14 protein-coding genes are annotated in these 15556 nt (G+C 70.6%); 6 read left to right on the forward strand and 8 right to left on the reverse strand.

The features are described from left to right. Window positions 1-82: 82 nt before the first annotated feature. From LR393_RS06365 to LR393_RS36240, 3 genes are all read right to left on the reverse strand, one after another. Window positions 83-1369, reverse strand: coding sequence for a matrixin family metalloprotease (locus LR393_RS06365; RefSeq protein ID WP_231482251.1), 1287 nt, complete (start codon window positions 1367-1369; stop codon window positions 83-85). A 158-nt stretch (window positions 1370-1527) separates the two neighbouring features. Beyond that, on the reverse strand, window positions 1528-2385 hold the full coding sequence (locus LR393_RS06370) for an NAD-dependent protein deacetylase (protein WP_231482252.1): 858 nt from the start codon (window positions 2383-2385) through the stop codon (window positions 1528-1530). Between the two features lie 27 nt (window positions 2386-2412). After that, entirely contained in the window at window positions 2413-3591 is a 1179-nt protein-coding gene (locus tag LR393_RS36240; RefSeq protein WP_231482253.1) for a matrixin family metalloprotease, read from the reverse strand. A 113-nt stretch (window positions 3592-3704) separates the two neighbouring features. On the opposite strand from LR393_RS36240, the gene LR393_RS06380 reads away from it, so the two are divergent. Both LR393_RS06380 and LR393_RS06385 read left to right on the forward strand, forming a co-directional pair. Continuing rightward, window positions 3705-4547, forward strand: a complete 843-nt coding sequence (locus tag LR393_RS06380; protein ID WP_231482309.1) for a PHP domain-containing protein — start codon at window positions 3705-3707, stop codon at window positions 4545-4547. Then, window positions 4544-5275, forward strand: a complete 732-nt coding sequence (locus LR393_RS06385; RefSeq protein WP_231482254.1) for a carbon-nitrogen hydrolase family protein — start codon at window positions 4544-4546, stop codon at window positions 5273-5275. The genes LR393_RS06380 and LR393_RS06385 overlap by 4 nt, the downstream gene beginning before the upstream one ends. 36 nt (window positions 5276-5311) lie before the next feature. On the opposite strand, the gene LR393_RS06390 is transcribed toward LR393_RS06385, so the two are convergent. The 4 genes from LR393_RS06390 to LR393_RS06405 all read right to left on the reverse strand — a co-directional run bounded on the left by LR393_RS06390 (window position 5312) and on the right by LR393_RS06405 (window position 9025). After that, window positions 5312-6376 carry a class I SAM-dependent methyltransferase gene (locus tag LR393_RS06390; protein WP_231482255.1) on the reverse strand — a complete coding sequence of 355 codons (1065 nt, stop codon included), beginning with the start codon at window positions 6374-6376 and terminating at the stop codon, window positions 5312-5314. Window positions 6377-6458: 82 nt separating this feature from the next. After that, entirely contained in the window at window positions 6459-6980 is a 522-nt protein-coding gene (locus tag LR393_RS06395; protein WP_231482256.1) for a phosphoribosyltransferase, read from the reverse strand. A 50-nt stretch (window positions 6981-7030) separates the two neighbouring features. After that, window positions 7031-7486 (reverse strand): VOC family protein, encoded by a 456-nt coding sequence (locus LR393_RS06400; RefSeq protein ID WP_231482257.1) that lies wholly within the window; start codon window positions 7484-7486, stop codon window positions 7031-7033. A 63-nt stretch (window positions 7487-7549) separates the two neighbouring features. Further along, entirely contained in the window at window positions 7550-9025 is a 1476-nt protein-coding gene (locus LR393_RS06405; protein WP_231482258.1) for a DNA polymerase IV, read from the reverse strand. A gap of 62 nt (window positions 9026-9087) precedes the next feature. Here LR393_RS06405 and LR393_RS06410 point away from each other — a divergent pair, with 62 nt between their 5' ends. After that, complete coding sequence (locus LR393_RS06410; protein ID WP_231482259.1) at window positions 9088-9558, forward strand: universal stress protein; 471 nt, start codon at window positions 9088-9090, stop codon at window positions 9556-9558. Between the two features lie 206 nt (window positions 9559-9764). Here the strand turns inward: LR393_RS06410 and mftD (LR393_RS06415) are convergent, their stop codons facing one another. Next, window positions 9765-10940: a pre-mycofactocin synthase MftD gene (gene mftD / locus LR393_RS06415; RefSeq protein ID WP_231482260.1), complete on the reverse strand. Its 1176-nt coding sequence runs from the start codon at window positions 10938-10940 to the stop codon at window positions 9765-9767. A 164-nt stretch (window positions 10941-11104) separates the two neighbouring features. On the opposite strand from mftD (LR393_RS06415), the gene mftD (LR393_RS06420) reads away from it, so the two are divergent. The 3 genes from mftD (LR393_RS06420) (at window position 11105) to LR393_RS06430 (ending at window position 15546) form a co-directional block, all read left to right on the forward strand. Next, on the forward strand, window positions 11105-12310 hold the full coding sequence (gene mftD / locus LR393_RS06420) for a pre-mycofactocin synthase MftD (protein WP_231482261.1): 1206 nt from the start codon (window positions 11105-11107) through the stop codon (window positions 12308-12310). Between the two features lie 161 nt (window positions 12311-12471). After that, window positions 12472-14400 (forward strand): HSP90 family protein, encoded by a 1929-nt coding sequence (locus LR393_RS06425; protein WP_231482262.1) that lies wholly within the window; start codon window positions 12472-12474, stop codon window positions 14398-14400. 3 nt (window positions 14401-14403) lie between these two features. Then, window positions 14404-15546 (forward strand): tetratricopeptide repeat protein, encoded by a 1143-nt coding sequence (locus LR393_RS06430; protein WP_231482263.1) that lies wholly within the window; start codon window positions 14404-14406, stop codon window positions 15544-15546. Window positions 15547-15556 lie beyond the last annotated feature (10 nt).

Consider the following 15556-nt stretch of genomic DNA (forward strand, 5'->3'; position numbering starts at 1 on the left):
GGAACCTAAAGATAGGGCATGTCCCGGGGCGGTTTACGCCCCGGCGACACGCCCTGAAATCCTTCGGTCAAAGGCCCTCTGATCAGCAGGACTTCGCGTTGTACAGCGTGTTGAGGCCCGCGATCTCGTACCGGGTCAGCGTGGTCGGCGACCCGACGCCCGCGATCGGGTACATCAGGGCGGCCTGGTCGGTGACGTGGCCCAGACCCAGCGAGTGCGTGACCTCGTGCACGATCAGGGCGCCGCGGCCGGGCACGCCGTCGTAGCGACCGTAGCCCGGGTCGCCCACCCAGCGCGAGGCGGTGTTGAACCACACGGAGCCCTTGGTGGCGACGGTGCCGTTGCCGGTGGAGCCGCCCAGGCCGTCGGCGTCGGTCTCACCGTCCGGGAAGTGCTTCTTGCCCGCCCAGGTCAGGCCGATCGTGCCGCCTTGGGAGACCCGCTTGAACTGGATGCCCGTGGCCGCGGTGATCTGCCGGAAGCCCTCCTTGATGTCCACGACCATGTTCTTCGCCCGGGCCGGCTCGTTCGTGGCGTTGTAGGTCCAGGTCAGCGTCTTGCAGCGGGCGAACGGCCAGTTCATCGGCGCCCAGCCGTCGGTGACGCCGGTGGCCAGCTTCACGGTCGTGCCGCCGGCCTTCACCGCGACGGTGTAGCTGCCCGGCGTGGCCCGAGCCGGCGCCCAGGTGAAGGTGGCCTTCTTCGACTTCTTCGTGGGCAGGGTCTTGACCGGCCGGGAACCCTTCAGCACCCGCGCGCTGATGCCGGCCTTCGCTGCGGTGACCGAGACGCTGAGCGTGCGGTCGGCCTTCTTCTCCGAGGTCGGGGCGATCCAGCGGGTCACCTTGTTCACGTGCACCGGCTGGCTGATCGTCTTGTAACCGATGCCGTAGACCGGATAGCTGTTGGTCGTGGAGCAGCCGACGGCGTAGACCTTCACCCGGGTCTGGCCGGCCTTCAGATCTTTCAGCGTGACCGGGATCGTGTACGGCTTCTTCATGTCCTGCCGCGGCACGGACTGCTCGATGATGCCGCAGACCTTCGCCGAGCCCGTCACCTTGACCTGGTAGGTGGCGCTCTTCGTCATCGTCGCCGGGCCGCTGATGCGAACCTTCGCCGCGGCCGCCTGATAGTCCGGGTGGTCCGCTGCCCCCGGACCCGAGGCCGGCTGGAACACACCGCCGGGCGTGATCCGGCCGATCGCATCAGGGTCACGGGCCACGGCCGGGGCCGCCTGCTGCTCACTGGCTCCGGCGGGCGCGATCGAACCGGCCGCGACCGGGAGAACCAGCAGGCCACCGATACTCAGGAGCCGGAGGCTCCTGGTGACTAGGCGTGAACGTCGGGCATCAGGGACGGTGCTCGGCAACTGCGTCTCTCGCTCTCTTCAGCGGCGGCGACGGAAGGCTTTCAGTGACTGCGAGACCGTCGATCAGCGACTACGAATCGTGAGGTTGTGCACCGACCGTCAACCGGTCGGCGGAGGTCAACCTACCCGCTCGGCCGAACGCGAAGTGACCGATCGGGCTAGTTGATCACGGACTTTGCTGCCATCGCGCGCTCCAGGGAGGGGACCAGAACACCCAAAGGGGCATCAATACGAATGTCGCAGTGCGTATCGCCCCGGGTTTCCCCCTGGTTGACGATCGCCACCGGGATACCCAGCTTGCGCGCGTGCAGCACGAACCTGAACCCCGACATCACTTTGAGTGATGATCCGAGAATGAGTAACGAGCCCGCCCGGTCGACCATGCCGAAGCAGGCCTCGACCCGGGGGCGCGGCACGGTCTCGCCGAAGAACACCACGTCGGGCTTCAGCGGCCCCTCCCCGCAGTGCTCGCAGGCGACCATGACGAACCCGTCCAGGGCCTCCTCCGGAAGGTCCACGTCGCCGTCCGGGTTCACCGCCTCGGCGTGCGCGGTGAAGTCCGGGTTGGCCGCCCGCAGCGTCACGTCGAGGTCGGCCCGGGACACGGCCTCCCCGCAGTTCAGGCACAGCGCCCGGTCGAGGCCGCCGTGCAGCTCGATCACCCCGGTCGCGCCGGCGGCCTGGTGCAGACCGTCGACGTTCTGGGTGATGACGCCCTCGAGCAGTCCCTGGGCCTGGAGCCCGGCCACCGCCCGGTGCGCGGCGTTGGGCCGGGCCCGCTTCATCTGCCGCCACCCCAGGTAGCTGCGCGCCCAGTACCGATGGCGGGCCGACGCGTCCTTCATGAAGGTCTGGTAGGTCATCGGGGTGTGGCGGCGCAGGGCCCCCGACGGGCCCCGGTAATCCGGGATACCCGAGTCGGTGGAGATCCCCGCACCGCTCAGCACCACCGCCCCACCGTCGGAGACCAGATCGACGAGGGACTCGAAGGCGGGGCTCAGGAGGGTGTCGTCCACCCCGTCATTCTGCGCCCGGCCCGCAAATCAGCAGGCCGGGTAGAGCGCCTTCAGCCCGGCCCGCTCGTACGCCGTCAGCGTGGACGGGGAACCATTGCTGGACACCGGGTACATCAGCGCCTTCTTGCTGGTCACGTGCCCCAGGCCGAGCACGTGCCCGAGCTCGTGCAGGATCAGCCCGCCCCGGGCCGGGAAGGCGTTCGCGTCGTGCCCGAAGCCCGCCGCACCCACCCAGGTGGAGGCCGTGTTCAGGGTCAGGCCGCCGGAGACGGCCCGGCCCCCGCTCACCGTGGAGCCGCCCACACCGGCCGCGTCGTTGCCGCCGTCGGGGAAGCGGGCGGCCCCGCCCCAGTCGACCGTGATCGTGCCGCCGGTCCTGACCTGCTTGAACGTCAGGCCGGTGACCTTCGACACCCGGGTGAAGGCACCGCGCAGGTCCTTCTCGATGCCGGCGGCGCGGGCCGGTTCCCCGCTCGCGTCGTAGCGCCAGGTCAGGGTTTTGCAGCGCGGGAACGGCGCCTGCATCGGCGCCCAGCCGTTCGTGATGGTCGTACGCATCTTCACCGTGCTGCCGCCCGAGGTGACCGCGAGCGTGTAGTCGCCCTGGGCCACACCGGCCGGCTTCCAGCGGTAGGTCGCGGCCTTCGTCGACCGGCTTCCCAGCGACCTGACGGTCTTCGACCCCCGCATCAGCTTCACGGTGACACCGGCCTGGGCGGTGGAGACCTTCAGGGCCAGCTTGCGGTCCGCGGCGGTGGACGAGGCCGGGGCGATCCAGCGGCTGTAGCTCTCGACGTGCACCGGCACCGTCACGGTCTTGGTGGCGCTGCCGTAGACCGGGAAACTGTTGGTGTCGGAGCAGCCGATCGCGGCGATCGAGAGCTTGTGCGGGCCCGCGGAGAGGTTCTTCGGCGAGAACGTCAGGCGGTAGGGCTTCGTCCTGTCGATCTGGTTGGTGGTGCCCTCCATCACGCCACACACCCGGTCGTCCCCGCTGACCGTGATCTTGTACGCCTGCGTGGCGATCACGGTGGCCGGACCGGACACGGTGATCTTCAGGCCCGCGGCCGAGAGCGGGGTCGAGGCGCCCGCCGGGGAGAGCGAGTTCACCGCCACCGGCACGACGACCAGGGCGCCGAGCGCAGCGGCGAGCGCCACGCGGACCCGCCCGGACCGGAGGTTGATGCTGGGCAAGGTCGTTCTCACTCTCGTACAGGACCGCACCATCAGGGAGGGCGAATCTAGGGGCCGGGAGTTCAAGCCACCGGGAAGGGACGGTCAAGCTCATGTCATGGAAGAGCGATGAGACAATCGTGGCGATGCTTCCCCCCGACAATCATGTGCACTCCCAGTTCAGCTGGGACACCCGCAGCAACGGCTCGATGGAACTGGCGTGTGCCCGGGCCGTCGAGCTCGGCCTGCCCGCCATCGCGTTCACCGAGCACGTCGACTTCACCGCGTGGGGTCACGACGACCTGCCCCCCGTCAGTACCGTCAGCGGGTCCGGGCACGTCTCGATCGCGCACCGCGAGCGGGTCCAGCCGCTGGACATCGAGGCCTACCAGGCCTCGATCGCCCGGTGCCGCGACAAGTTCCCGCAGTTGCGCATCCTCACCGGCATCGAGACCGGCGAGCCGCACCTCTTCGCCGGCAGCGTGGCTCAGGTGCTGGGCTCGGGCGCGTTCGAGCGGGTGCTCGGCTCCCTGCACTCGGTCGTGCACGAGGGCCGCATCCTCTCCCCCGAGCGGGTCTTCGCCCTCGGGGTCGCTCCCGAGGATGCGATGCGCCGCTACTTCGAGGGCCTGCTCGACCTGATCAAGGGCTCCGACGTGTTCCAGGTGCTGGCGCATTGCGACTTCCCGCGCCGCTACTGGCCCACCGGTGCCCGGCCGTACGACGAGGCGCTCTTCGAGGAGGAGTACCGCACGGTGTTCCGGGCGCTCGCCACCAGTGGCCGGGCCCTGGAGATCAACACCCGCAGCCCGCTCTGGTCGGTCGAGCTGATGCGCTGGTGGTACGAGGAGGGCGGTGAGGCCGTGTCGTTCGGCAGTGACGCCCACGTGCCGTACCGGGTCGGGGCTCAGTTCGAGCTCGCGGTGGACGTGGTCGAGGCCGCCGGTTTCCGGCCCGGTCGCGACCAGTTCGACTTCTGGCGCCGATGAGCGGCCCGCTGGGGGTGGCCACGGTGCTGAGGGTGGCCACGGTGCAGTCCGTGCCGGTGAACGGTGATGTCGAGGCGAACCTGCGCCGCACCGAGAGCATCGTGGAGCAGGCGGTGGCGGCCGGGGCGCGGCTGATCGTGTTCCCGGAGCTGTCCCTGACCGGCTACGACCTGGCCCTGGGCGACGACCCCCGGATGTGGTTCGCGCCCGGCGACGACCGGCTGGCCGGGGTCCGGCGGGCCGCGGCGGGATCGACCGTGGTGGTCGGTGCGCTGCTGCGCTCCGGGTCCCGCCGCCACATCGCGTCGCTGGTGCTGAACGACGCGGCGCCCGACGTGGTGGCCCCGAAAACATATCTGCACGGAGCGGAGTCAGACCTGGTCGAGCCGGGTGAGGGCCCTACGGTCGTGTCGGTCGACGGCTGGAACGTCGGGCTCGCGATCTGTTACGACACCGCCTTTCCCGAGCACGCCCGGGCCGCCCGCGCGGCGGGCGCCCAGGTGTACGCCGCCTCGGCGCTGTTCACGGCGGGCGAGGAGAGCAAGATCAGCGGGCGCATGGTCTCCGCCGCGGTCGATCACGGATTGTGGACGATCATGGCCAACCTGGGCGGTCACCAGCTGGGTGAACGCTCCGCGGGTGGCTCCGGCGCCTGGGCCCCCGACGGTTCGGTGGCCGCGAAGGCGGCCGGGTGTGACGAGGAGATTGTGACCGCCCAACTGCATTGAGGACGCGGGGGCTCACCCGCGTCCTCCATGCGGTGGTCATCGGTGCTGGTTCTGGCGTTCCAGCTCGGTGAGGTCGGCCGTGCGGGCTTCCGGGATCGTGATCGATTCGGGCTTCTTGCCTTTCGTCGTGTCTTTCGTGGCCACCGGAGCGGCCCGCAGGAAGGCACTGGTGGCCACGACCCCGGCGACCTCGAACCGGGTGCCACCGGCCAGGTGGGCCCGGGTGGCCTCCTCGACGCCCGGCCAGTTCTTGTCACCGAAGTCGTCGAGCACCACGATTCCGCCCGGTGCCACGATCTTCTCGGCGAAACGCAGGTCGTTGGCGACGCCCTCGGCCGAGTGATCACCGTCGATGACGATGACGCCGTACTGACGGTCGCTGACCTTGGCCTGGATCTTCGGGTCTTCGGAGAAGCCCTTCACCAGCCGCACCCGCTTGCTGTCGACGCCGGCCAGGGACAGGTTCTCGCGCACCACGGTCTCGGTGACCGGGGAGCCGGAGGTGTCGGCCTTCAGCTCCGTGACCTGGAGCTGCACGTCGGCGAGCGGGTCGATGATGGTGAGCTGGTAGCTCAGGCCGATGCGGCTGATCTGCCGGGCCATTCCACCCGAAAACAAACCGAAAAGCGTCCCGATCTCCAGGATCTCGCCGTTCGGCGGGTTCAGCAGCGGTGTCGTGGCGAGCTTGCCGAGGATGTTGGGCGCTCCACCGGCGAGACGTCCCACGCCCCGCAGCTCCAGTTCGAAGAGTGTGCGGTAGGCCTGCACCACGCGCCCGTAGGCGTCGGGGGCGTTCGTCGCCTCGGCGATCTGCGAGGCCAGCTGCCGCAGACGTTCCTCACTGATGAGCCGTGTGCTGCGGCGGCCCTGCGACCCGAGCAGCAGGTCGACCGCGTAACCGGGGATGCGCACCTGGGCGCGCATCTTCTCCAGTTCGGTGCGGAGCTGCAGCATCTCGGTGCGCAGATCGAGGACCTCGGTGCTCTCGCTGAGAACCTGCCGGGCCCGTCTGCGGGCCAGGCGCTCGATCCGCCGGTCGAGCACCGTGAGCACGGGCCTGAGGGCCCGGGCGGTCGTGTCTTGTGCCCATCTCTGCGCCATGGCCCTATGAGATCAGAGGATCACGCACCGTCTCTCGCGACACGGTGGACACTCCACCGAAGATCCGACCCGGGCCACCCCTTCAGGGGACGGCCGGAGCCGTCTCGCCGTCACCGGACGTCGCCCCGGACACCACGGGCGGCTTGCTCGACCAGGGGAAGTTGATCCACCGGTCGGTCTCGCGCCAGGAGAAGTCGGGCTGAACGATCGTGCGGGGCTTGGTGTAGAGCACGGCCGAGCGCACCTGTGCGGGCTGATGGCGCCGCAACAGCTCCAGCACCAGGTCGAGCGTGCGGCCGGAGTCCGCCACATCGTCTACCACCAGCAGGTTCTTGCCCACGATGGCGTCGGTGTCGAGCAGCGGCTCCAGCACCACCGGATCGGGCAGGGTCTCCTCGATGTCGCTGTAGAACTCGACGTTGAGGGTGCCCGCGGCCTTCACACCCAGGGCGTACGAGATCGCCCCGGCCGGCAGCAGCCCGCCCCGGGCCACGGCGATCACCATGTCGGGCCGGAACCCGCTCCCGGCGATGTCCCGGGCAAGCTCCCGGCTCGCCTCGCCGAACAGGTCCCAGGTGAGGATCTCGCGTTCCGTGCTGCTCATCCGGTCAATCTACTGGGCTTCCCGCCCGGCCCGGACAGCAGCTCCGCAGATCAGGCCGACGTCGAGGCGGCGTATTCCTCGGGGCCCTTCTGGGCCGCCACCGGGTCCATCCACATGACCTGCCAGCCGTGGCCGTCGAGGTCGAAGAAGCTGCGCGAGCACATGAAACCGTAGTCTTCCAGGCCGTCCGCCTCGACCGCCCCCGCGGCCAGCGCGGCATCGGCGACCGTGTTGACCTCCTCGCGGGACGACACGCTGAAGCAGTAGAGCGCCAGCGCGTGCGTGCGGGCGTCGCCCATCGGCAGCTGGGAGAACTGGGCGAACTTCTCGTGACTCAGCAGCATGACGCTGGCCTGCTCGCCGATCAGCATGCGGCTGGCGGTGTCGTCGCTGAAGTTCGGGTCGAAGCTGAACCCGAGCCGGGCGAAGAACGCCTTGCTGCGCTCGAGGTCCGCCACCGGAATGTTCAGGAACAGCGTGCGGCCGGGGTGTTCGGGGGTGGTCACAGGAGGTCTCCAGGTGGGGAGGGCGGCGTGTACATCCTGGTAGACCGGGCCGCCCGGCAGAACTCATCGGTGAATCCGGAGCGCTTCCTCCGGCCGTTGCCAGACCGGCGGCTCCCCCGGGCTCAGGTCCGGATCGTTCACCCGAAAGGTCTTGATCGGCCCCGGACCGGTGTGAGGCCCCTCGAAACGCACCGTCACCCGGCCCAGACCCGCCCCCTGCACCCAGCCCGGCCCCCGCTCGGCATGGACGATGTCCTGCCCCGGACGCCAGTCCGGCACCTCAGAGGTGTCGGGCGGGGAGTCGTCCAGCTCGGCGGTCCAGCCGAAACCCTTGGAAGCGTGCACTTCCTGGGCCTCGACGGGATCACGCTCCACCGCTGTGGCCAGGATCGGCCCCCGGTCGGAAACCACCACCGCCTCCGGGTCCACGGGCTCGCCGGCCTCGCCCTCCGCCTCGTCCCGCTCACCGAACAGATCTGCCAGCAGGTCGGTCTGGGCGAAGTCGGTGAGGCCGGCCACGCCGACGCCGAGCAGGCGCACGCCGTCGCTGACGTCGACGGCGTCGAGGAGCTGACGGATGCTGGCCATGATCTTGCTCAGCGAGTCGGTGGGCTGATCGAGGGTGAACGACCGGGTGATGGTGCTGAAGTCGTAGCTGCGCACCTTGATCGTGATGGTGCGGGCGCAGAGGCCGTCCTGGGTGATGCGGCCGACCACCCGGCCGGCCATCCGGCGGGCGTGAGCCATGAGCTCGCGGCGGTCGGTGAGGTCGGTGGAGAACGTCTCCTCGGCGGAGACCGACTTGGCGTCGCGCTCGGGCTCCAGCTCACGGTTGTCGATGCCCTGGGCGTGCTGGTGCACGGCGCTGCCGTGGGCCTTGCCGAGGATGCCGATGATCTCTTTGCCGGGCACGGCGGCCACCTCGCCGATCGTGTGCATGCCGTACTTGTGCAGGCGGTCCTGGGTGGCGGGGCCGATACCGGGCAGCTTGCGCACGGGCATCGGGGCGAGCAGTTCCCGCTCGGCGCCGGGCGCGACCACGGTCAGACCGTCGGGCTTGTTCAGGTCGGACCCGATCTTGGCGATGAGCTTGCTCGTGCCGGCACCGATCGACGCGGTGAGCCCGGTGCTCTCGTGGATGCGGCGGCGGATCTCCTCGGCCAGCTCGGTGACGCCGGCCACGTCGATGCCGGGCGCGGTGGGCGTCAGATCGACGTAGGCCTCGTCGACCGACACCTGCTCGACGATCGGCGACACCTCGGCCAGATGCGCCATGACCACCCTCGACGCCGCCCGGTAGGCCTGGAACCGCGGTGTGAGATAGGCGGCATTGGGACAGCGGCGGCGAGCTTCGAAAATCGACATCGCCGAGCCGACCCCGAACGTTCGGGCCTCGTACGACGCCGTCGAGACCACCCCCCGGCGACCGGTTCCGCCCACGATGACCGGCTTTCCCCGCAGCGAGGGCTTGTGCAGCTGCTCGACGGCGGAGAAGAAGGCGTCGAGATCCAGGTGCAGGATCACCGGCCGGGTTCTCATACCTACTGTTCTACCCGCCGGGTACGACATTCCTGCCCCGCCCACCCGGATAGAGTTGGGACATGTCTGGCTCGGACATTCCGGGCGCCCCCGGCGAGGCGTCCCCCAAGCGGCTCACCATGCTGGTCGGCGTCGACGGCTCGGAGAGTTCCCTGCGCGCCCGCGCCTACGCCGTCGGCCTGGCCCGGCGCTCCCATGCGTATCTGATCATGGTCTACGTGCGGCAGCTCAGCACGATGACGGCGTTCGCCCCCGGCCCGGGCACCGCCGCGATCGAGGAGGCGGAGGACGAGGTGGCCGCCGAGCTGCGCAAGGAGATGACCATGCTCGCCGAAGACCCCGGCCCCCCGCTCGACGCCGAGCTGATCGAGTGCACGGGCAGCCCGTTCCAGGCCCTCCACCAGATCGCCGCCGACCGCCGGGCCGACGCCATCATCGTGGGCGCCTCGAAACAGGCCGGCCACCGGTTCGTCGGATCCCTCGCCGTACACCTGGTGCGCAACGCGACCTGCCCGGTGACCGTCGTCCCCTGAAACGCCCGGACGTACCTCGCCCGCGATTCCCACCCCGGGCCACTTCCGCGCGATCACGAGCAGGGGACGCGACGGTTGCCATCCGGTCCGGGCCACCCATCGCGATGTGTACACATCGCGATCTTCTCGGTCCGCGCCAGGCTTCACACCCGGGAGGTACCGCATGATCACGAACGAGGGGACACCGGCGCGGGCGAACCGCTGCCTCAGGGGCTGAAACCGGGCGGTATCACCAGGTCGTCCGGGGTGAGCTCCTGCACCGACGACCGGCCCAGGCCGAGCACCGCTGAGTCGATACCGCCGCGCAGGACGTCCAGCACGTTCTCCACGCCGGCCTGCCCGTTCGCCGCGAGGCCCCACAGGTACGCGCGGCCGATCATCACCGCCCTCGCCCCCAGGGCCAGGGCCTTCACCACGTCCGACCCGCGCCGGACACCCCCGTCCAGCAGCACCTCCACCTGGTCGCCGACCGCCGCGACGACGGCGGGCAGGCTGCGCACGGAGGCCGGTTCGGTGTCGAGGTTGTTCCCGCCGTGGTTGGACACCGAGATCGCCGTGGCGCCGGCGTCGACGGCCCGCAGCGCGTCGTCCACCCGCGTGACCCCCTTGACCATGAACTCCCCCTCCCACTGCGAGCGCAACCAGGCCACGTCGTCCCACGTCGGTGGCGGGGTCTGCTTCCAGGTGCCGTAGGCCTCGAAGAACGTGGGGACCGGGGCACCGGGTTCGGCCAGGTTCGGCACGGTCAGGTCGGGCAGTTCACCGGCGCGCACCCAGTCGAGCAGCCAGCGCGGGCGGCGCAGGACGGCGGGCGCGAGGCGGATCGCGGTGGGCAGGTCGACGCGCAGGGGGATGTGGGGTGAACCGGCGTCCCGCCCTTCGGAGAACGACCAGTTCAGAGTGAGGACGAGCCCGGCGGCGCCGGCCTGGGCGGCCCGTTCCACCCCGGCCGCCAGGTGGTCGCGGGAGCCGGTCCAGCTGATCTGGAAGAACGTGGCGGGGTTGGCCGCGATCACGTCCTCCAGCGGCTTGCTCGCGAACGACGAGAGCCCCATCGCGACCCCGCGGGCGGCGGCGGCCCGGGCGACCGCGATCTCACCCTGTGGGTGCACGGCCTGCACGCCGGTCGGGGAGATCAGCACCGGTATCGACAGCGGCTGCCCCATCACGGTGACGCCGAGCGAGCGGGTCGGCGCCAGGTCTGCGACGTGCGGGGCGAGTCCCAGTTCGGCGAAGGCCCGCTGGTTGTCCTGGAGGGTGAGCCCGCGCTCGGACCCGGCCAGAAGTGCCTGGTACACGGGGGCGGGCAGGCGCCGGGCAGCTCGGCGCTGAGCCTCGGCGACGCTCTCGAACCAGGGGTTGCGGGCCCAGGGGTTCAGCACGCCTGAACCCTAACGGGTGAATCCGCGGGCGACCGGTGACGGATCCCGCCCGCTATATTGTCACTTCGTGCCAATATAACTTTCAGGGTCCGGCGGGCAGTTCCAGCGGTCGATCACCAGATCAGCGCTTTTCCGTTCCGCCTCTCGAAGAGGAGAGAACACAGATGGCCAACCCGTGGTTCGAGACGGTCGCCGAGGCGCACCGGCGCGCCAGGAAGCGGCTGCCCAGGTCCGTGTACATGGCACTGGTCGGCGGTTCCGAGCGCGGTCTGACCGTCGACGACAACATGAACGCCTTCGGCGAGCTCGGTTTCGCGCCGCACGTCGCCGGGCTGTCGCAGACCCGCGAGCTGGGCACGTCGGTCATGGGCCAGGACCTGGCCCTGCCGGTGATGATCTCCCCGACCGGCGTGCAGGCCGTGCACCCCGAGGGTGAGGTCGCGGTCGCCCGCGCCGCCGCCGCGCGGGGCATCACGATGGGGCTGAGCTCGTTCGCGAGCCGGTCGATCGAGGAGGTCGCCGCGGTCAACGACAAGACGTTCTTCCAGATGTACTGGGTCGGTACCCGGGAGGTCCTGGTGCAGCGCATGGAGCGCGCCCGGGCGGCCGGGGCCAAGGGCCTGATCCTGACCACCGACTGGTCGTTCTCGATGGGCCGCGACTGGGGCTCCCCGGAGATCCCCTCGAAGATCGACCTGAAGACGGCGATCAAGTTCGCCCCCGAGGTGCTGATCCGGCCGAAGTGGCTGTACCAGTTCGGTCGCACCCGGACGATCCCCGACCTGACCACGCCGAACCTGGCCCCGCCGGACGGCGGCCCGGCGCCGACCTTCTTCGGCGCCTACGGCGAGTGGTACGGCACCCCGCTGCCCACCTGGGACGACATCGCCTGGCTGCGCGAGCGGTGGGGTGGCCCGTTCATGCTCAAGGGCGTCATGCGGGTGGACGACGCGAAGCGCGCCGTCGACGCCGGGGTCACGGCGATCTCGGTCTCCAACCACGGCGGTAACAACCTGGACGCCACCCCGGCCTCGATCCGGGCGCTGCCCGCGATCGCGCAGGCCGTCGGCCACGACATCGAGGTGGTCCTCGACGGCGGCATCCGCCGCGGCTCCGACGTGGTCAAGGCCCTCGCCCTGGGTGCCCGGGCCGTGATGATCGGCCGCGCGTACCTGTGGGGCCTCGCGGCCAACGGCCAGGCCGGCGTGGAGAACGTCATCGACATCCTGCGCGGCGGTATCGACTCCGCTGTGCTGGGTCTCGGTCACTCCTCGGTCCACGACCTGACCCGCGACGACCTGATCGTCCCGGACGGTTTCACCCGCTCCCTCGGGGTGACCCCGGCGTCCAAGGCGGTCGGGCCCGCCTGATCCGCCGCTCGAACTGCCCCCGGGAGCACCGGTTTCCGGGGGCAGTTCGCCGCCCGGACGCGTTGCGTGAACGCTGGTGACGGATGGGTGAGGAAAAACCCGCGGATTTCACACCCCCGGCGGTTTCGGACAAACCCCTGCGACCCCCTAGGCTTTCGCAGGTGCCTGCCATCCCCGAGCCACCCCCGGCCGAGGCGACGCCGCCCGCCTCCCGGCCGTTCCAGGTCGACCTGCGGGGAATCGTCGACCTGCTGAGCCGCAGCATCTACTCCGGACCGCAGGTCTACCTGCGCGAACTGCTGCAGAACGGTGTCGATGCGATCACGGCGCGTGAGGGGATGCCGGGGGCCCCTCCCGGGGCCATCCGGATCACGCCGGCCCACACCCCGGGCGGCGAACTGGTCTTCACCGACAACGGAATCGGCCTCACCGCGGCGGAGGTCGGCGAGCTGCTGGCCACGGTCGGGCGCAGCTCCAAGCGCGATGTGCTCGACCTGCCCCGCACCGACCGGCTCGGCCAGTTCGGCATCGGCCTGCTCAGCTGCTTCATGGTGAGCGACGACATCCGGGTGCTGTCCCGCAGCGCCGGCGGCGAGCCACCCGTCGAGTGGGTCGGCAGCGCCGACGGAACGTTCACGGTCAGAGAGCTTTTGGAGTCCGAGGTCGAAGCCGCGGGCGGCCTGGCGGTGGGCACCCAGGTCCGTCTGCGCCCCCGGGCCGGTGACGGCGAGCTGACCTCGCCCACCGGCGTCCTCGATCTGGCCTCCCGCTACGGCGCCTACCTGCCGGTGCCGGTGCGGGTCTACCTGCCCGGCGGCGGTGAGCAGATCGTCAGCGGCGAACCACTCTTCGCGCAGCCCTTCACCCACGCCTCGCCCGGGCTGATGGCGCTGGGGCGGGAGCTGATCGGCGCCGACCCCCTCGACGCCATCCCCCTGCACGTGCCCGCCACCGGCACCCGGGGCACCGCGTTCGTCCTCCCGTTCGCCCCCTCCCCCGGCGCCCGCCAGGCCACCCGGGTCTACCTGCGCGGCATGCTGCTGTCGGAACGCACCGACGACCTGCTGCCCGAATGGGCGTTCTTCGCCCGCTGCGTGGTCGACACCTCCGGGCTGCGCCCCACGGCCAGCCGGGAGTCGCTGATCCAGGACGACGCGCTCGAGGAGACCCGGGCCGAGCTGGGCGCCGCGCTGCGCCGCTGGGTGGCCACCCTGGCCAACCGCGACCCGGTCCGCCTGAGCACCTTCCTGAGCGTGCACCACCTGGCGCTGCGCTCGCTGGTGCTGCACGACGACGAGCTGGCCGGCTTCATCGTGCCCTGGCTGCCGATCGAGACCAGCAACGGCCAGACCACCTACCGCGAGCTGCTGCGCCGCGGTGCCCCCCTGCGCTTCGCCGAGACGGTGGACGAGTTCCGCCAGATCGCGGCCATCGCCCGGCCGGACGCGCCGGTGATCAACGGCGGCTACGTCTACGACTCCGACATCCTGCGGCGGCTGCCCGAGCTGATCCCCGGCACGGTGGTCGAGACCGTCACGATCACCGACGAGCTGGCCTCGCTCGACGTGCCGCCGCTGGCCGAGCGCCCCTGGGCCCAGCGCCTGCAGGCCCGGGCCGAGGCCGCGCTGAAAGATCTCGACTGCACGGTCCTCGTGCGGTCGTTCGCTCCCGACACCCTCCCCGCACTGCACATCGCCGACGCCGGGGTTCTTCGCCGGCTGCAGCGTCAGCGGGCCAAGGAGGCCGGGAGCGGCATGTGGGCGTCGATCCTGCAGCGCATCGACGACGCTCAAGATTCACAAAAATCGCAGAACCAGCTAGATAGTGAGGGTGAGAACGTCGGAGCTGCCGGCCAGCTCTGCCTGAACTGGCGCAACCGGCTGGTTCGGGCTCTGGCCGAGAGTGACGACGAACTGCTGCTCGCCCGTACCGTACGGGTGGTACACGTGCAGGCCCTGCTGGCTGCACACCGCCCCCTCCGCGCGGTCGAGCGGGCCTCGCTCACCGACGCTCTGACCGACATCGTGCACCTGAGTGCCGGGCTGGGCGCAGATCTCGGCGACATGCCGGATGCCCCCGGGGAGAACTGATCAATGAACACGACGCAGAGCCAGAGCCGGACCGACGGGCAGCCCGCCGGTAAGTCCGCCCGGTCCATCGACACCGACGTCCTTCTCGACCGTGTGGAGTGTCTCCTCGTCCTCGAGGAGTTCGGTCTGGCCGGGCAGCTGCTCGACCTGATCGCCACGCGGCGCATGTTGCTGAAGGCCACCTTCACCGACGAGCAGAACGAGCGCCTCACGGCCGCCCGGGCCCGCCGCGAGAGCCCTCCGGAGCTCGACGAGGCGCTCACCCCGGTGGTCTCGGTGCCCGACGACATGGAACCGCTGAAGGTGGTCCAGGTCGTCGACGACGCGCTGGCCGCCGAGGGCCTGAACCGGGGCCAGGTGGCGGCGCTGCTGCGAGCCCGGGCCTGGATCCTGGCCGGCGCCGGGCGGCTGGAAGACATGCTGAACACCGCCGAGGACGCCCTGCGCATCGGCCTGGACCTGGGCGCCCACGGGTTCTGCGTGCAGCTGTCGCGCACCGCCGCGCAGGCCACCCTGGAGCTGCACCGCTACCAGGAGGCCGCCGACCTGTACCGGCTGGCGCTGACCGAGGCCGCCGCCGGCGAGCCGATCGTCATCGTCGAGCCGCCCCGTCAGCCGCACGGTGACCTGCTCGGCCTGATCGACTCGCTGAACCGGGTGGGCCGGGCCCGGGGCCGGGCCGGTGATGTCGAGGGCGCCGAGGAGATCCTCAAGGAGGCGCTCCAGCTGTCCTCCACCCCGCCGGCTTCCGAGCACGTCGCCGTCAGCGCCGCCCGCGCCGAGGTGCTGCACGGTCTGGCCGTGCTGATCAGCGGCGCCTGGCCGGAGCGGCTGGACGAGGCGGTGGAGGCCGCGCAGAACTCCGCCGACACGTACTCCAACATCGGTGGCAAGGTCGACGCCGGCCGCTCGCTCACCCTGGGCGCGCGGCTGCTGACCTCCGCCGACCGGCCGGCCGAGGCCGTGCCCCTCCTGGAACGGGCCACCGCAGTGCTCTCCGCCGAGCCCGAGCACCTGGTGGGCTGTCTCGACATCCTGGCCGCGACCTACGCGCAGCTGGGCCGCACCGAAGACGCTAAGGCGGCCGAGGAATTGTCCGAGCAGATGCGCGGGTTCAAGGAAGCGGAGAAGCCGAAGAGCGAATAACCCGCACCCC

The organism is Kineosporia mesophila (assembly GCF_021129235.1).
Lineage (GTDB): Bacteria > Actinomycetota > Actinomycetes > Actinomycetales > Kineosporiaceae > Kineosporia > Kineosporia mesophila.